This window comes from Burkholderia stagnalis (assembly GCF_039848545.1).
GTDB classification, from domain to species: domain Bacteria; phylum Pseudomonadota; class Gammaproteobacteria; order Burkholderiales; family Burkholderiaceae; genus Burkholderia; species Burkholderia stagnalis.
In genome coordinates this window covers 2,678,465-2,696,974 of sequence record NZ_CP156686.1, presented here as the reverse complement: position 1 = coordinate 2,696,974, position 18,510 = coordinate 2,678,465, and the positions used below count along the sequence as shown (strand labels likewise).

Below are 18,510 nucleotides of genomic sequence, written 5' to 3'. Positions count from 1 at the left end.
TATGGGGCAGCAAAGTACGATCAAGCGTCAGGAAATCGTTGGTCTAGATGCAGGGCTGTCGCTGGTATCAGGGTCGCCCCAGGAGCGGTTCTTCCAAGCGCTGGTTGACTACTTCATCCAATGGTCGGCGTGCCACGCAACCTCGATTGCGGCCGGAAACATTAAGCCCGACCGAGCGCTCTTGGTGGTGTATTCGGAGTCGCCCAAACTTGAACCAGGCATCCCGACAGGCGTCAGTGTTCAGCCAACGGAGGTTTTTGCTGCACTGCTGACGCTGGACGATGGCGTCGCAGTTGCAGTCGAGAGCCTTAGCGAGGTGATTCAGCACGTGCCTCATTTCAACAACGGGGCAACCGAGGCCTTCCAGTTCGTTCGTCAACATCTTAAGGCCGATCAGACGTTTGCATTGTTGATGCTTGGCCAGAGCCGAATGCTGGTGCATGACAAAGGTGTCCCGATCGACGAATGGATGCACAAGCCACGAACGATCAATGTCAAGCAGCTCGACGAAGCTGCGATTACCCCCGAACTGATTGGGCAGCAGCTGGATGAGTTCCACAACGAAGCACTGGCTTCACCCAGGGGCACCATATCTCGACTAATGTGGCAGATCGAAGAGGAGCCAACCCTGTCAGTGCTCGGACACAAGCCAGAACTCCACGTGCAGTCTGGGTTGCTCACATATTTTCGCGGACTCTATCGAAACAAGGTCGCTACCGTCGACGAAGAAGTGACGCTGACCGAGGGGCGTGTAGATGTCAGGATCGTACGCTTCGATAAGGCCGATCAGCGCTTTATCACGATGATCGAGCTCAAGGTTCTCGATCCAGGAAGCAGCGACGCAAAGAACTTGGCATGGGCTCACAAAGGGATTGAGCAAGCGCATGGCTACAAGAAGACCAACGGCACGGAAGCAGCGTTTGCCTGTATCTATGACGCTCGAAGAAGCAAGGTCGATGCAATGCCCACGCTGAAAACTGATGCCGACGCAAAGGGCGTACTGCTGAAGGTGCAGCCCATGGAAGTACCGGATCCACGGCCGCTCAAGAAGGGCAAGAATGGGGTTGCCACTGGTGTGGTGCCTCCCAACGGCTCTCGTGCCAGCCGGGCTACGAAGAAGCTCGCTAGTGGTTCTGTGGCAAAGAAGCAGCCAACTGCCAAGGGCGCACCGAAGAAACCCTGAATCGGGAGGGCAGCAACGACTGCAATTGACCCTCGCCTTACTTATGCCGAGGGCAACAACAAGCACGACTGGTTTAAGGTCCAAGCGCCCGATTATAGTATCGGTAACTCGGAAGCGGATACTTCACAGGATTGAAATCAAGGTAGGTACGGGGCGATGGGAGGGGCCGTTGAAGACGAAAGATGAAGCGCTAAGGCTGGTACCCTCATTAAAAATCACCTAATTGCTTGAGCGTCGTCGCGGAAGAGTTTGTTGACCACTTTCCCATGCTAATCATTCTAGAATCAATATAGAGGCAGCGAATGGCACTTACCGTCGTATTCGTTCATGGAACCGGGGTACGCAAGGCATCGTACGAATTCACCTGTTCGCGTATTGCCGAAGGGATACGCTCTGTGGATCCAATGGGGACACTTCTGCCCTGTCTCTGGGGCGACGTCCATGGCGCGCGCCTTGGACTCAACGGCGCATCAATCCCAGAATTTTCAAAAGAGGTACGAAAAGTACCCGACAATGGTCAAATCGTGGCACTCTGGGATTTGCTGGCTCGCGACCCGTTCTTTGAGTTGCGTGAGCTCACCGCATCGACCTCCAAAGGCCTAGAGTCGCCGAATGAGAAGACGCGCAAATCCGAATTTGTCGACATCCTGCGCGCGCTCGATCAGGACCCTGCACTGCTGGAATCCCTACGAGGGCACGTACTTCCCGTGCAATGGCACGAGACCGTGGACGCCGTGACGACCTCCACCGCTCTAAAGGACGCCTTGGCTGCGGTGCCTCGTATCGATTCCACGCTACGACTGGCCGTAGCGCGTTCGCTCGTTGCATCGCTCCAGCAGCGCTTGGATGACGAAAATATGCCGCCGATCCCGACTGCTTTGCGCGACGACTTCGTTGAGACCTGTCGCGATCGTCTTGGGGGGGGCGAACTCGGGGGTATCAAGGACTGGTTCACCAACAAGCTTATGGGGCTCGGATTGCGCTTGGCTACCAAGAAGGCTCGTCGCGACCGCGATGCGCTGTTTAGCTCTGCGTCCCCAACGGCTGGCGACGTTCTTCTCTACCAGGCACGTGGCTCTGACATCCGCGGGTACATTCAGGGAGTCATCGAGAAGTGCGGTGATGAGGTTATTGTCCTCGCTCACAGCCTTGGCGGCATTGCTTGTGTTGACCTTCTGATTGAAAAGCATATGCCCCAGGTGAAGCTACTCGTCACTGTCGGCTCACAGGCTCCGTTCATGTACGAGATTGGCGCCTTGACTTGCCTGCCTTTTGGGGAGCCGCTACCACCACACTTTCCAAGTCGATGGCTCAATTTCTACGATTGTGATGACCTCTTAAGCTATGCGGCATCAAAGGTATTCCCGGGGCGAGCCGTTGACTATGAGATCCGCAGCGGCCAGCCTTTCCCAATGTCGCACAGCGCATACTGGGATGCTCCGGATCTGTGGGCGAGGCTCAAGACCGAAGTGAAATCTTGATACATACTAGCGCCACGTCGAGCCGTCGCAGGCAAGCTAGCATTGTGGCGCTGAGCACGGAGTCAGTCCAATGAACGTGGTACTACCGCCCGCCGAAGAGGTGAGAGCAATCGTGGTTGGCATCGAGCGCTATCCGGGACTAGGGCCGAGTTTCGACGCTCCTGGTGCAGGGGCGGGCGCACTTGCGTTCGCACGCTGGCTCGTTAACGCGCGACACGTGCGTGCTTCCGATATCGATCTCTGGTTGTCATTGCGCGACGCTTCGGATGTATGGGAGGTCTGCAAGGCGGAAGGGCTTGCGGATGCTACGGTACACGACTTTGTCTGGTCCAATTTCCGAGCCGCGATGGAAGAGCCTACAGGCGTGATGCTCGATGGTCGCTTTCTGATTGTGTATTTCTGCGGCCACGGGGTCATCTCGGGTGCACGCGGAGAGCAATATCTGGTGCTTCCTGAAGCCAGCGAAAAGCAATTCCGCTGTTTCGAGGCACTCAACTGGCGCCAGTTGTTCCGGGGCTCCGGCTGGGAGCGCTATGGACATCAATTGTGGATCATAGACGCTTGCCGGAATCAATGGGGCGAGGCCATGAAGCCGGTGCCTGATGAATGGAATCCGGGCGAGCCTAAACTCGTGCGCCAATGCGCTATGTTTGCGTGTGCCGCCGGAGGCACAGCAGCGATCGACTCCAAAGCAGGCCCGCGTTTCACCCGCGAGTTGCTCGCCACATTGATCGGAATGCCGGCGAACGATGGCTGGCCTGCCTTCGACGCTGCCTTGCAAGAAACAGCGAGCCGTCTCCGCGCAGACCCCGCGCTCGGACAAAGCCCCACGCTGTCAATTGGCGAAGACTGGTTTGGTATGGCGATGGTTGGCCCCGGGCTTGCTGGCGCGGAACTGCACACTTTATTGGCTACAATTGCGTGGCCATACTCGCGCTTCAAGCCTTACGTAATGCGCGCAAGAGCTGCCACATCAATCTTCGCCCCGCAACCTACCGACCTCAAAAGTGCGATCGAGCAATTGCATCACGCGGCCCCCGTCGATGGCGTCCCACCGCTCGTCGATTTTGCCGAACGTGTAGCTCGCGCAGTACCATCACCGATGCTGCATGAGTGGGTGACGTCTAGGCTTGCTCCGCAGCAACTAGCTGAACTCGCTGCGCGGCTCGATGCGGATGTCGCACATGCTTGCTTGTCACTCTGGTACCGCGACGACGGCGCACAACCCTGTATCGAAGGCGAACTAGATGTGCTTGATGCAGGTGGCGGGGTACGCGCCTGGCCGCGCAAGCAAGCAAAACCCGTTACAACGGGTGACGTCGGAAAAGCCATCGGAGAGTGGATGCAGGAAGTGTACGAGCACGTGGGGAACTCGGCCATTAATCTTGTTGTAGAACTTTACCTGCCACGCGCGTTGCTTACTGCCGCCGCTTACGATACCGCTATCGTACCGCTGACGGCCGACGAAGAGCTCCGACTGGGGGAGGACCATCCAGCCCTGCTCCGCTGTACCGATCGATACAAAGGCACGACGAAGCTCTCCCGATTGCGCAAGCATGCGCCGAAGATTCTCGCGCGTCTATCCCAGGCCCCAGCCGATCGTTTGCGTTGGACGGTGTCGGGAGAAAGTTCTGCCGCCCTGCGCTCCGCTTTCATAGTCGAATCGGATTTAGCCCCTGTCTGGCTGGGCTTCGATCCGGTCGAATGCGGCAACGACGCACCGCTAGATGTTGCGCTTGCCGAGGGCCTTCCAGCTGTGGTCTGGTTACACGCCGACACTAGTGAGGAATCTATGAAAGTGCTTCGGTCAGGCCTGCAAGAATTGCTCAGATCGCCGCTGAATGATCTACCTGCCCGCCTCGTTACATGGCGCGCTAACCACGCTGGAGATGCAGGCAGGTCCCTATCGCTGCTATTAGACGATCCCGCGCGCCTTCCTGCCATGTGGGCGTCGTGGACACAACCCGGAGGATGATTTCAATGGACATGTCGCCCACTTGGCGAATCTTCAAGGGAACGAGGCAGCCGCACGATGATCTCGGTCGGCTGCCGCCGCCACCACCTTGGAGACCATACCGCAGCACGGTCGGCGATGAGCGAGCGTTGCCTCTCGACGTGGACGATCATAAGCTCCCTCCGGCGGCACTCCAACGCGGGAAATCGTTCCACGCGACCGAACACGTTATCGACATGGTCAACGCAGCGCTCTATCTGCGACGGCCTCTGCTGGTAACGGGCCAGCCCGGCAGCGGCAAGTCGTCACTGATCGATGCTGTCGCATACGAACTTCGCATGGGCGCGCCGCTGCGCTGGTCTGTGACTTCGCGAAGCACGTTGCGCGATGCACTCTACCAATACGATGCAATTGGCCGTCTGCAGCAGCAAGAGGCTGGGCCAGCTGACAAGATCGGCGACTTCATTACGTTGGGCCCCTTGGGTACCGCGTTGTTACCAACGTCACGCCCGCGCGCGCTTTTGATCGACGAGATTGATAAAAGTGACATCGACCTACCTAACGACTTGCTGAATGTCTTTGAGGAAGGCGAGTTTGAGATTCCAGAGTTGCGTCGCCTTGGCACGGAAGTTGAGTCCGAGGTTTTCACTTCAGACCCAAACCAGTCACGCGTGAAATTACGAGGCGGGACAATTTCCTGCCACGAGTTTCCTTTGATGATTCTCACGAGCAACGGTGAACGAGAGTTCCCCGCGCCATTTTTGAGGCGTTGCCTTCGGCTTCGTATGCCCAATCCCACAGGTAGCTTGCCGGAGGACGACAATAAGGAATGGAAGCGTCTAGATGCCATCATTGACCTCCACTTTGCAACGGACGAGCGCAAAGCTGCCGAGGAGATTATCGCGAATTTTAAGGTCCTCGCAGGCAAGAGAGAAGTCGCGACAGACCAACTGCTAAATGCGATCTACTTCGTAATGAGTTCGCAGGTGGAGCCAGGCAAGCAGCGCGACGATGTTATAGCTGAGCTGACGCGTGAGCTTGCCATTTCTGGTAGCTAGGACGACGTGTGAAAATCGGAGACTTCCTTAGAGCACTGCAGGCTGTGAAACTGCATGCCGACCTCATCGATCTGCGGGATATGCTGTGGCTGGCACCGCAGCTCACGATAGGCCCAAACGCAGCATCGGACGAGAAGGAAATATGTCACGAAGAGGAGGCTACGCCCGTAGTGTCCGATGCTCCGGCAGTGACCGATGCAACGACTAAGGCTGACTCATCGCACGCGAGCCCGTCACACGAAAAACCCGAATTACCGGCGCTGTACGCCGCCGGTGATTCGAGCGGTGGTGGTGCCGCGGCGCGCCGAATTCAACTGCGCGGCGCGCCGGCATTGCCTGACGCACTCGCAATAGGTCGCGCCTTACGCCCGTTGTCTAGACGTCGATCAGGTAGCCGAGTCGAACTCGATGAACGCGCGACGGCCGAGTTCATCGCCGAGACCGGTCTTAGGACTGCCGTATGGCGCCCTGCCGTTGAGCGATGGTTTGATATCGTTGTCGCAGTAGAAGATGTGCCGTCGCTTGCTGCGTGGCAGCCGACTGTTTCAGAGTTCGAACGCCTCTTACGCCATCAAGGCGGATTCCGGAATGTCCGGACCATCTCGCTTTGCCATGTGGATGGTCACGTGAAGGCTATTGCGTCGAACGGCTGTGAGATTCCGAAGCGCGGGCTACAGGATCGTAACGAACGGCAAATTTTGCTTGTCGTTTCGGACTGCACGTCGTCGGCATGGAGAAGCGGCGCAATGGGCGCATGGTTACAGATCGTGTCAGAACGCTCACCGTTAGCGGTCGTTCAACTGCTCCCTCAAGCGCTCTGGCCTAACACTGCAACCGGGTTCGCAGAATTGCGCGTGCAGTCGCCTCGTGTCGGCGCGCCAGTCGGGCAGTTGCGAGTCCGCATGCCGTCATGGGCGGTAGGCGAACCTGGAGTGGTAGTGCCAGCGCTAGCACTCGAACCGAACGCCGTCGCCAACTGGGCTCGCATGGCAAGCTCAACTGGGGGTGCCTGGGGTACGGCTGCACTGTTTCCGCTACCTGACGACGATGTGGATCAGAACGATGCGCCATCACCATCGCAGCGTGCTGTAGCATTCCGAGCAAGTGCCACACCGGACGCGCAACTGCTGGCCACGTATTTCTCGGCAGTGCGACCACTCACGCCGCCTGTCATGCGAGTGATTCATCGGGCGATGGCGCCGGCGAGCGGACCGGTGGCACTAGCACAGATTTTTCTGGGAGGCCTGCTGCAACCAGTGGCAAACACGGCCCCAGAAAGACGGGCTGATGAGGTCGTCTACGATTTTTATCCCGGACTGCGTGATCATCTCGTCGCAGGGCTAAGTCGACGAGATTTCATCGAAGTAAACCTTGCACTTCATGATTACCTTCAGCAAGAGACCGGGACACCTTTCGATTTCTTCGCGTTGATCGAGGATAGCAATGGGGACGTCAGGCTGCCGGTGACAGCACTGCCCTTTGCCGAATCAGCACGGGCTCTTGCGCGCCGGTTCGTGAAACCTAGTGAAGCGACAATCTGGACAGCGCCGAGGAGCGATGTTGGAACCGTATCCCTAGAGGTGATTGCTTCCGCGCAGATCGAAGACACACGGTCCCTGCCGAGTATCTTCGTCAGTTCAGCCGCTAGTGATAACCAGCCCGGAATTGACACCGAAGGCGGTTGGGTGTCGGATATGGTTCGCCTGCTAAGAAGCAGCGCTCAAGTGTTCCATCCAGACGACATACGCCCAGGTGAAGATTTCAATAGAACAATCGACCAGGCGCTTCAGCGGTGCGATTGGTTCCTCATCGTCATGTCTGAAGCCTACCTTTCTTCAACGTATTGCCAGGAGGAAATCAAACGATTCGTCAATCTTAATCTAGCCGGTGCCCCTGAGCGCAATATAGTTGTGGTCGAGATTGAGCCAGTGGACCGATCTCAGTGGCCCCTGCCGTTGCGCGGTCTTCCTTCAATAAAATTCTGGCTTCCGGAGCGTGGCAAGCATCCACGGCGCTTCGAGAGGCTCGCGTCGCGGGGGCAGTTTTACTCAAATATCTTCTACGAGAGAAAGTTTTCCGAACTCCTACGAGCACTTAAATTAGAACCATTAGATCAGCTGACCGCAGACAAAGGGCCGATGAACTGGGTTTTAGTTGCGGGTACGGGTCTGAAGACTAAGCTCAGCCAAAAACTCGCTAAGACCTGCGATGCCCTAGGTACTGTTCTTGCCCGCTCGGGCTATGGGCTGATCAACGGCGGGTGGCCGGGGGTGGACGAGGCCGTGGCACGAAGTTTCATAGGCGAACTCGAGCGAACGAACACCTCGGCCCAGCCCGACAAATGGCTGATCCACGTGATTGCCCGAGGGAATACTCCGACCTTTTCGCCCGGCCAGATTGTGCAGGTCCCAACGGGCGAAGAGGAGTACGTCGAATCAATCAACCGCGCGTCTTTTGTCGTGCTGATTGGAGGAGCTGGTGGTGCGATGGAGATCGCGGAACGCGCTCACTCGGCAGGTAAGGTGGTGCTACCGTTGGCGAATACCGGTGGAGACGCTTCGACGTACCATCAACGGATGAAATCCATGAGACTCGATCTCGCATCGAATTCCGAATGGTCCTCTGGTGCCCCGATAGGAATTGACTCCTTCGAGCTCGCTATCTTAGCCATGGAGGTGCCTAGGGTCGTCGAACAGTTGCCAAAGATTCTTGACGGCCTGCTCGAGCGGGCAGGGCGAGGCTTGCAGATCGGGGGAGCGAAGATCGCGACGTGGCACGTCATCGTGGAAGGACCGGTGGACGAGTCAGCTTACAGAATCCTCTTTGATCGCATTTTTGAGGCGTCTAATGTGTCGATCCGACTCTGGAGTGCAGGAGGCTTGGCGGTCATGACAAACATGATTCGGCGCGTGTACCCATCAGATCGAGGGAACATTGTAGCCATAGTGGACGCAGACGTACCCACGGAGATAGCACATGAACTTCAACAACAATTGGACGTCGCTGAAAATCTTATTAAGGTACATCCAAATACTGAGGAATGGCTCGAATCTGCGTGTTCCGTTGAATACGTCAATGCCGTTCCGCCAACTTCCATTAGAGAAAAGGCCGCGCGCCGCTGGGCGCGAAATGCTGACATCGATCTCCTGTTAAGGATGAATGTGGATTTTTCATCGTTAGTAATGAGAATTAGAAATTCGATTTCAGGCTCATTTTAGAAGAATCGGCACGATTGATTTGCGACACTGACCTGAGGCGGAATTTTGTAGCCAATCAGGCAGTGAGTCTCGCGTCGATATGATCGGGATCCAGCCAGGATCGGCAGACCGTCGCGGCACCCAATCGGGATGTGGGCTATGGGGCCGGCGTCGTGTCATCGCGCACATCCCGATTGGGTGCCGCGGCGGCCGTGCGCCACTGCGCGTCGCGATGGTTGCAGTCCGCGAGCGTGCGTAGCGCGTTGGCGCGTGAGCACCTCAGGTCGTACCGGCCGAGCTACGCCTGGCGTGCGAAATCCGCGATGTCGACGAATGGCCGCACCGCACTGGCATCGACGTCAGCCGTTCGATTGTGGGATGTCACCTGCCCATTGTGACGTCGACGAACAATTCCAGTGGTCGTTGCCGACCCATTGTCGTGCCGTCGTAAGACCGGTAATGGAACGGTCCGGTCATCGAAGCCCGCTTCTCCGGAACAGCAGATCGGCCTTAGCGGGAGTTGGCGTGTTTGCGCAGATGGGCATGCATAAAAGCATCACCTCAGCATATCGTACTCTAAATTTTCCGGAATGACAGAGCCATTAACCTCGTTAAAATCGCCGTTCGATGCATGCCTTAAAAATCCCATCAATTCATCGGAATGGTGAAGGACGTGAACTCGGTCGCCTTCGCAAGAGTCAATCTTTTTTTTGAAGCTTAAAGTCTGCAAATAACCGGATGGGGCAACAAGAAAATAATAAATTCCCAACTTGAATCTGACCAACGGTACTGGCTCTTTAGTAATGCGGAACGCCTCTCTGCCGAACATCTTTCTAAAATTTTGGCAAAATATCCCCTGAGAAATGGAGTATTTGAGAAGATTCCGATTAATTGAGTCTGAGCTGATGTTCTCCTCAATCTCTTTGCCATGGAAAAAGTACACATCAACCGGAACTCTTTCGGCGGGCGAGTTCAGAAAGTGGGCCGTCCAATCGCTGAGGGATTTGTAGTATTTATTGGTCCCGGCATGCTCTCTCATCAATGGCGTTACGGCTAGAATCCTCCATGCCACTGACATCGCAAAGTGATAAATGTTATCTCCGGCAGCCAACTCCTGCTCACCTCGATAAAATCGCTTGAAAAAATTGTCAGTGAAAAATTTTTCTTGAGATGAGAATTTGTCCTCGCAATCCGGACATAAAATCCTGAGCGACATGGTGTCCGATACTTTGGATTTCTCATCATTGTTAAAATAAAAATTATTTATCTTGTTTGCCCGTTTCAACCATCTCATCACAAACTTCGGGATAATATGGCCTCGCTCGTCGAGTTCCTCGCAAGGACACAGCAAGCATTTTGATGGCAAACCATCGTCTACAATTAAAGGATCGTAGGTTCTTTTATTATTGGTTATGTCTGTATATTTTTCGTCAAGCTTTTCGTGACTCGATGTCATATTAAAAAACTTCCAATTAAAATTTCCGGGAAGAAATGCGGATGCAGTAGGGCATTGCAATGCTGGACGAAGGCAATCCTGTAGAACAGATTTACGGCTCAGCCCTCTCGACACCACTTCCAAATCGTCGGAGACTGTGCTGCCCCGGTAAACACGCCGAGCATACGCCGGCTATGACATGAGAGCGGCCACGATTTTGCAGACCCGCAACGTGGATACCCGACCCTATCCGGCCGCACCGGCCTCGAGCGATGTGACGTAACGCAGCAGGTCTTCAGTGCGTCCCTCCGATATCAGCTCTTCGGCAGTCTTGTAGCCAAAGGTCGGAAGCGGTTCATTGCGATACCAAAACAGCGTGCTCCGTATATCTCCGGAGATATCGGTTGCAGCTCGGATGACCCGCAGCGCGTCTCGAAGGTACTTTTGCACGCTTTCGGCGCCGGGAAGACGACCGATGGTATTGCGATGGACATGGGCCAGCCGTGCGAGTGTCCGCATATCGATATGCAGGGCGGCCGCGAAGCGTCGCGCCGAGACGATCGGAGCAGCGCTCTCCGCGTCCTTCAAAGACGCCAGGAAGTGATCGAAATCGAGGGGTGGCGTTGAATCTCGGGCCAGACAGGGGTTCATGGAAGCTTTCTCGGCGCACACTATGTGCACATTTATAGCACAAGAAGTGCCGACATCGCTGGCCGCTGAAACGTTCCTCCATTGCGCTGCCGGTCGCCGAGTTCCGTCGAGGCGCTTAGGCAGGGCCGTGACATTCCGAAGGACAACTTTTCCGAGAATTTCCGGGGCTGCGGACATCTTTTCTGAGACAAGAAGCATGCGGTGTTCTCAAAAAAGATGTCCAAGCCCTTGATCTGTCGAGGGGCCCAAAGACACCTTTTCTGCGAGCCCACAGTTGTTGTTTCTCAGAAAAGATGTCCGCAGTCTCAATAGGTTGTCTTCGAATAATTGGCCGCCTTCTGCACATTAAGGGTGTAACCTACCTCCCTATGCGGGAATGATCGTGGAAAATTTGCCAATATCGGATTTTTCATGCATGTTTGGCCGAACTCACCCTGTTGTTGTTTTCGTATTGGAGGCGCTTACCTGCCCGTTAAACGTTTGAAGTTCGTCCGCGCAAACCTACGGAGAAATCGATGCTCCGGCACGTTGAGCCGGATGTAGCATGCAATTGTCCTTCGAGTGTTTCGCTCGGCATCACGGGGGGGATGGCATCGGCTCCCGCAATCGTGTGAATCTTGTGGAGAAGCGAAGGTAGATGACAAGATGCCCATACTGACGGCAATCAAAAGCTTTTGGTCAGACCTACCCCCAAAGTACGGCCGCGACCGACCGAAACCAGCTGCATGCCCGAGTACAGGCTGCCGAAGGTTTCATAGCGTTTGTCGAAAAGATTGCGGCCGAACAGATAGACTTCGAGATCCTTGTTTTTCCATCCAATCTGGGCATTCACAAGGCTATAGGCATCAAGGTAATAAGATTTGTCGATATCCGCGGTGCGCTTGCCTGTGTATTGGTATTGAAGGTCGGCAGAGAGCTTGCCGGGCAAATGAATCGCCTTGGCTGAGGTTTCGTATTGCAGCCCGGCCGTCGCCGTCCATTTCGGTGTGTTCGGAACAGGATTGCCAGTGACCGTATTGACCGCGGCGCCGTTGGCTCCGAGTTCGCTATGGATGTAGCCGACGCCCCCGGAGAAGCTCAAGCCTTCAGCGATGAGCGCGCGCGCCTGCAATTCGAAACCACTGGTCTTGTAGTCCTGGTATGTTGTCCGAAAGGCGCCAAGCGAAGGATCGAGATAGGACATGACACCGTTCTTGATGTCGTTGTGATAGACGCTGGCATCGATCTGAAGACGATGGCTAAGAAGATCGGCCTTGACGCCCGCTTCGTAAGTCCACCCCAAAGCGGCCGGATAGGGGTTGCCCACGATGCCATCGACCGGATAGCTAAAGAGCGGGTACACCCGTGACGCGTGACCACGAGCAACCGACACGTAGCTTTGAATGTCGTTCGTCCACTTGAAAGACAGTGCTACCCGACCTGTCGGATAGGTTTGCGACGTTGAGTTGGAGCCGGTCAGCGAAGCGAGGCCCAGTGAGTTGTCCTGCTTCATCTCGATATTGTCATGGCTTACCCGACCGCCGATCGAGAACTCCCAGCGGTTCGCAAGGGGGATCGAAACGTCCCCGAACAGTCCTAGATTGGTCGTGTCGAGATTGCTTTTCATCGCGACTGAGCCGGAATACGGAGGCGGCGCGCACTGCGTACTGCTGCACCAGCGTATGCCGTTGGTTCGCATGGCACTGGCACCGACGACCCAGCGAACCGGGGCACCCTCGAGTGAATTCAGCCGAATCTCCTGGCTGAAGATGTTCTCCTGATCCGTCGAGTGGCCCACGTTACTGGATGCGGGGAACCCGATCGCGTCATAGACAAGTTTGTCCACGAGATCGAGTTCGCTTTCCAGCTTGTTGTGCTGGTAGGAACTGATGGAAGTGAGCTGGAAATTCTTGAAGAAATGCTCGACGGTCACGGTGGCGCCCGCTTGCGTTGTCTTCAAGTCCGGCTCGGTCAGGATGCCACTGGTCGGAAACTGACTGGCGCTACGCAGGACATAGAGCGGGGAGTTAGCCTGATCATGCAGATAGTTACCCGTCACTGTGATGAGCGTGTCGTCCAGCCCCGTGAAGCGTAGTCCTCCACGGAATGCGCCTATGTCGCGCTTGCCCAGCTTGTCGGTGTAACGGCTACTGATATCGCCATTCTCATGGCCATAACGGATCGCCATCCGTCCATCAAGTTGTCCGGGCACGATATTGCCGCCAAGAACTGCCTCGCCCATGCGATAGCCGTGTTCGCCGACCTCGGTTGTCACGTGAACATCCCGAGTTCCGTCAGGCTGCTTCGTGACAACGTTGATGGCGCCACCCAGCGCATTGGTTCCCCATAGCGTGCCTTGGGGACCGCGCAGCACTTCGATATGGTCGACGTCGAGCAACATGTTCGACGCGCTCATCATGCTGTTCGGCACACCATCGACATTGAATGCGATCGTGCCATCGGAGTAGTTGGCAGGCGTCCCAAGTGAACTGACACCGCGAATTGAGAACCACTGGGAGCCTGTGGCGCGGCTGACCCATTGCACATTGGGCGCATGGCCGGCGATAGCCACACCTGGGTCGAAGGGCGATTCCTTCAAGGTCTTCGCCTGCAGAACCGTGATGCTTTCAGGCACATCCTGAAGGCGTTCGGTCGTTTTCCGGGCGGTGACCGTGACGGGCTCAAGGACAGTGCTCTCTGCGCTCGATGCCGACGTGCCGCTATCCGGCGACTCAGTGGTTGATTGCGCTTGCTTTCCTTCGGTAGCGAACACGTCTGGAGCAGCGACGGCGACGGCTGCGGCAATCGTTGCGTTGAGCAATGTATGTCGGACGGTACGGACGACACGCAAGCCACACGCCGGGAGCCCTTCGCGCATCGCATCGATCGAGCCTGAACTTCTGCCAAGGGATTGATGAAAGGGAGAGCGATGTACCGCGCATTGCCCTTCAATATGAGGCGTGTTAGACATTAAACGAGACTCATTTGCATTATCGGGATCGTCAATTTACCGATTCGCCGACACACCTCCGTAGCGAGATTTGGCCAATTCCTTGTTCAATCAGGCCAAGTGTATGTCTTTCCATCGAGATGGCCGTATTGCGAAATAAATTGACTAGATTTCGCAGTGTAGAAGTGTGGTTGCACGGGTAGGCTGCGCCTCATCGTGGCCTGCCATGCCTGTTCTCTGGCCGGCCGAGTACTTCGTCCTTCCCGAGGAATACCCGTGCACTCACATATCATCGGTAGATCGGCCATGCGCGGCCGTTCACGCGCCATCTCGATCCCCTTTGCTCAAGCGGGGCGCGCATGAGCACCGCCGCTATCTCCCGTACCAAACCCATTGTCATAAGCGTTGTTGGGCTGGTCGTTGTCTTCGGCCTGCTGTATGCCTGGCGCGCTGTTCGAAGCGGCGGCGCAGAACAACAGGCCATGCCGCCGATGCCTGTCTCGACGATCCGCGCAGAGCCTCGCAGTGTGGCCGACGAGTGGCAGGCCGTTGGCAGCCTGCAAGCCGTGCATGAAGTGCTGCTGGCTCCCGATACCTCGGGGCGAGTGACCGCCGTCAATTTCGACGCAGGCCAGTCCGTGAAGGAGGGGGCGGTGCTGATTCAGCTCTACGATGCCCCCGAACAAGCAGATCGTGCCGCTGCCGTGGCCAAAGCCGATTTCGCCCAGTTGCAACTCAGGCGTTCGCAAGCGTTGGCGCCTACCGGCGCGGAACCGCGCGAATTGCTCGAACAACATATGGCGGACGCTGCCCAGACTGCGGCGGCAGTCCGGCAACTGGACGCACGCATTCAGCAAAAGTCGATTCGCGCGCCGTTCTCCGGTCAGTTAGGTATCCGACGGATCAACCTGGGTCAGTATCTCAATGCCGGTGACGCGATCGCCACGCTGACCCAGCTCGATCCGCTCTATGTCAACTTCACGTTGCCGCAGCAGGATATGTCCAGGCTGACGTCGGGCGCACCTGTTCAGGTAACGGTGGATGCTGTGCCGGGGAGGGTATTCACCGCCAGGATCAGCGCCATCGAACCGCGTATCGATGGAGAAACCCGCAATGTGGCCGTTCAGGCGCTGTTGCCCAATACCGACCGGTTGCTGAAACCCGGCATGTATGTGACGGCGCGGCTGGTATTGCCCGCCACGACGGACAATATCGTATTGCCGCTGACGGCGATCCAGACTTCGGCCTCTGGTGACAGCGTGGTGGTCGTGAAAGGGGCCGACGCGCAGGGAGTCGGCAAGGCGGTTGCCGTGCCGGTCATCACCGGCCGCCGGCTCGGGGAGGAGGTTCTGGTATCCCAAGGCGTCAAGCCTGGCGACATCGTGGTGATGGCTGGCCAGAACCGTCTTCCGCCCGGTGCGACCGTAAAAATCAACAGCACGCCGCCTTCGGCAACGGCGACTCCTGATGCCCCGGCCGTTGCGTCCTCCAGCGCCAGCGCGCGGTAAAGGAAACCACGCCATGCGCTTTACAGACATCTTCATCCGTCGACCCATTCTGGCACTGGTCGTCAGCCTGCTCATTCTGCTGATGGGTGCCACGTCGATTTTCCTGTTGCCGGTGCGGCAATACCCCTATCTCGAAAACGCCACCATCACGGTCAGTACCACGCTTCCGGGGGCAACCCAGGACGTGATGCAGGGTTTCGTGACCACGCCGATCGCGCAGTCCATCGCCACGGCCAGCGGTATTGAATACCTGAGTTCGACTACCACGCAAGGCAAGAGCGAGATCAAGGCGCGATTGGTGCTCAACGCCAACGCCGATCGAGCGATGACCGAAATCCTTGCCAAGGTGCAGCGGGTCAAGTACCAGTTGCCGGCGGGCATCACCGATCCGGTCATCAGCAAGTCCACCGAGGGCGGTACAGCCGTGCAATACATCGCCTTCTACAGCAAGACGCTGTCGATCCCGCAAGTGACGGATTTCGCATCGCGGGTTGCACAGCCTCTGCTCACCAGCATCCCGGGGGTGGCCTCGGCGGACGTCTATGGCGGCCAGACGCTGGCCATGCGCATCTGGATCGACCCGGTGAGGTTGGCCGCGCGCGGGCTGTCGGCCGGCGAGATATCGGCCGCGCTGCGCGCCAACAACGTGCAGGCCGCGCCGGGCCAGCTCAAGAGCGCGCTGACCGTCACCAACATCAGCGCGGCCACCGATTTGCGCAGCGTCGAGGACTTCCGCCAGATGGTCGTGAAGTCGAGCCCCGGCGGAGGCGTAGTGCGGTTGTCGGATGTCGCCACCGTGGAAATAGGCGGCCAAAACTACAATAGCCTCTCGTTCGCCACCGGCATACCCGCGATCTTCGTCGCTATCCAGCCCACGCCGGCCGGGAACCCACTGGAGATCGTCAAGCAGGCCAACGAACTGCTGACCAGGATTCGTGCAATGGCGCCCCCAGGACTGACGGTAGCGCCGAACTACAACGTAGCGCGCTTCGTCAATGCTTCGATCGAGGAAGTAAAACACACGCTGGTGGAAGCCATCGTGATCGTGATCGCGGTGATCTTCCTGTTCCTCGGCACTTTCCGCGCGGTGATCATTCCGGTCGTCACCATTCCGTTGTCGCTGGTCGGTACCGCTGCGTTGATGCTGGTCTGCGGTTTTTCGATCAACCTGTTGACACTGCTGGCGATGGTGCTGGCGATCGGTCTGGTGGTGGACGATGCCATCGTCGTGGTGGAGAACATCCATCGACACATTGAGGAGGGGCTGACACCTGTGCGCGCGGCCCTGCTCGGTGCACGCGAAATCGTCGGGCCGGTGATCGCCATGACTATCACGTTGGCGGCGGTCTATGCGCCAATCGGCATGATGGGTGGACTGACCGGCGCGCTGTTCAAGGAGTTCGCCTTCACATTGGCGGGCTCGGTCATCGTCTCGGGAGTGGTCGCGCTGACGCTCTCGCCGGTGATGAGCTCGATGCTGCTCAGTTCCAGGCAGGGCGAGGGACGGCTGGCGAAGCGGGTCGAGCACTACATGGAAGGGCTGACGGCGTTCTATGGGCGCCTGCTGGCCCGCACGCTAGCCGCTCGCGGTGCGGTGCTGCTGGTCGGTGTGGCCGTGCTGGCCGCCATCGCGGTGCTGTTCACCGGCACTCGCCGCGAACTGGCGCCGACCGAGGATCAAGGCGCCGTCATCGTCGTCACCAAGGCCCCGCAATATGCGGGCGTCGGCTACACCGCCCGCTATGCTCAGCAGATCGAAAAGCTGTTCGAGCAGATTCCCGAGTTCGACAGCAGTTTCATGAATATCGGCGACTCCGCCGGTGGCCAGAACATGATGCTCGGTGGCGCGATCCTCAAGGACTGGTCGAAACGCAAGCGGTCGGCCACCGAGATTCAGGGGCAGATTCAAGCCGCCGGCGGTGCCATCGACGGCGAGACGTTGACCGCCGTGCAGTTGCCCCCGCTACCGGGTTCCAGCGGCGGCCTGCCGGTGCAGATGGTGCTGCGCTCGCCCGACGACTTCAGGACGCTGTACGAGACCGGCGAAAAGATCAAGGCAGCGGCATATGCCAGCGGTCTGTTCCTCTACGTGCAGAACGACCTGTCCTACGACAGCCCGCAGGCGCACATCACGATCGACAATGCGAAGGCCAGCGAAATGGGGGTAACCATGCAGTCTGTCGCCGATACCCTTGCCGTGCTGGTCGGCGAAAACTACGTCAATCGCTTCAACTTCCACGACCGCTCTTATGACGTGATTCCGCAAGTGCGCGGCGCCGAGCGTATGACACCGGAAGACCTCGGGCGTTTCTATGTCAAAACGACCTCCGGCGCACTGGTGCCATTGTCGACCGTGACGCATGTCGAGATGCGCCCGCAAGCGAACCAGCTCACCCAGTTCGGCCAGATGAATTCGACCACGCTCGAAATGCTGCCGGCGCCGGGCGTGAGCATGGGCGAGGCCGTGAAGTTCCTGCAATCGCAGCCGCTGCCGCCCGGCACCAGTGTGGACTGGCTCAGCGACAGCCGCCAGTTCGTGCAGGAAGGCAACCGTCTGCTGGTCTCGTTCTGCTTCGCGCTGGTGGTGATCTTCCTGGTGCTGGCGGCGCAATTCGAGAGCCTGCGCGATCCGCTGGTGATCCTGGTGACGGTGCCGCTGGCGGTTTGCGGCGCACTGGTGCCGCTGTGGCTGGGCTTTGCCACGCTCAATATCTACACCCAGATCGGATTGGTCACCTTGATCGGCCTGATCTCCAAGCACGGCATCCTGATGGTCACTTTCGCCAACCATATCCAGCACCATGAAAACCTGAGCCGCATCGAGGCGATCGAGAAGGCAGCGGCGGTGCGGATGCGTCCCGTGCTGATGACCACCGCGGCAATGGTCGCCGGCCTTGTGCCGCTGTTGTTTGCAGACGGCGCAGGCTCGGCCAGCCGGTTCTCCATCGGCATCGTGGTGGTGATGGGCATGATGGTCGGCACCTTCTTCACGCTGTTCGTACTCCCAACCATATACAGCTTCATCGCCAAGGACCACCGGGTAACAGCGGAAAGTTCTCGCGCCCGCGAACTCGCTACTGCGGAGGCTCCCGATGTCGCCCTTTAAACCGGTTC

10 protein-coding genes are annotated in these 18,510 nt (G+C 57.6%); 7 read left to right on the top strand and 3 right to left on the bottom strand.

Features of this window, described 5'->3' with window-relative positions:
- Nucleotide 1 precedes the first annotated feature (1 nt).
- The 5 genes from ABFO07_RS28720 (at nucleotide 2) to ABFO07_RS28700 (ending at nucleotide 8,894) form a co-directional block, all read left to right on the top strand.
- Complete coding sequence (locus ABFO07_RS28720) at nucleotides 2-1,183, top strand: hypothetical protein (RefSeq protein WP_347469084.1); 1,182 nt, start codon at nucleotides 2-4, stop codon at nucleotides 1,181-1,183.
- 302 nt (nucleotides 1,184-1,485) lie between these two features.
- Nucleotides 1,486-2,664: a hypothetical protein gene (locus ABFO07_RS28715; protein WP_347469082.1), complete on the top strand. Its 1,179-nt coding sequence runs from the start codon at nucleotides 1,486-1,488 to the stop codon at nucleotides 2,662-2,664.
- Nucleotides 2,665-2,881: 217 nt separating this feature from the next.
- Entirely contained in the window at nucleotides 2,882-4,639 is a 1,758-nt protein-coding gene (locus tag ABFO07_RS28710; protein ID WP_347469080.1) for a hypothetical protein, read from the top strand.
- Between the two features lie 5 nt (nucleotides 4,640-4,644).
- The gene (locus ABFO07_RS28705; protein WP_347469078.1) at nucleotides 4,645-5,676 is read left to right on the top strand and encodes an AAA family ATPase; all 1,032 of its coding nucleotides are present in this window, start codon (nucleotides 4,645-4,647) and stop codon (nucleotides 5,674-5,676) included.
- Between the two features lie 8 nt (nucleotides 5,677-5,684).
- Entirely contained in the window at nucleotides 5,685-8,894 is a 3,210-nt protein-coding gene (locus ABFO07_RS28700) for an SAV_2336 N-terminal domain-related protein (protein ID WP_347469076.1), read from the top strand.
- 535 nt (nucleotides 8,895-9,429) lie between these two features.
- On the opposite strand, the gene ABFO07_RS28695 is transcribed toward ABFO07_RS28700, so the two are convergent.
- The 3 genes from ABFO07_RS28695 to ABFO07_RS28685 form a co-directional block, all read right to left on the bottom strand.
- A complete protein-coding gene (locus tag ABFO07_RS28695) occupies nucleotides 9,430-10,443 on the bottom strand; it encodes a hypothetical protein (RefSeq protein ID WP_347469075.1) in 1,014 nt (337 codons plus the stop codon).
- A gap of 111 nt (nucleotides 10,444-10,554) precedes the next feature.
- Nucleotides 10,555-10,959: a DUF2384 domain-containing protein gene (locus ABFO07_RS28690; protein ID WP_347469074.1), complete on the bottom strand. Its 405-nt coding sequence runs from the start codon at nucleotides 10,957-10,959 to the stop codon at nucleotides 10,555-10,557.
- A gap of 664 nt (nucleotides 10,960-11,623) precedes the next feature.
- Complete coding sequence (locus ABFO07_RS28685; RefSeq protein WP_347469072.1) at nucleotides 11,624-13,909, bottom strand: TonB-dependent receptor; 2,286 nt, start codon at nucleotides 13,907-13,909, stop codon at nucleotides 11,624-11,626.
- A gap of 338 nt (nucleotides 13,910-14,247) precedes the next feature.
- Here ABFO07_RS28685 and ABFO07_RS28680 point away from each other — a divergent pair, with 338 nt between their 5' ends.
- Entirely contained in the window at nucleotides 14,248-15,396 is a 1,149-nt protein-coding gene (locus ABFO07_RS28680; protein WP_124491030.1) for an efflux RND transporter periplasmic adaptor subunit, read from the top strand.
- A 13-nt stretch (nucleotides 15,397-15,409) separates the two neighbouring features.
- A complete protein-coding gene (locus ABFO07_RS28675; protein WP_322235390.1) occupies nucleotides 15,410-18,502 on the top strand; it encodes an efflux RND transporter permease subunit in 3,093 nt (1,030 codons plus the stop codon).
- Nucleotides 18,503-18,510 lie beyond the last annotated feature (8 nt).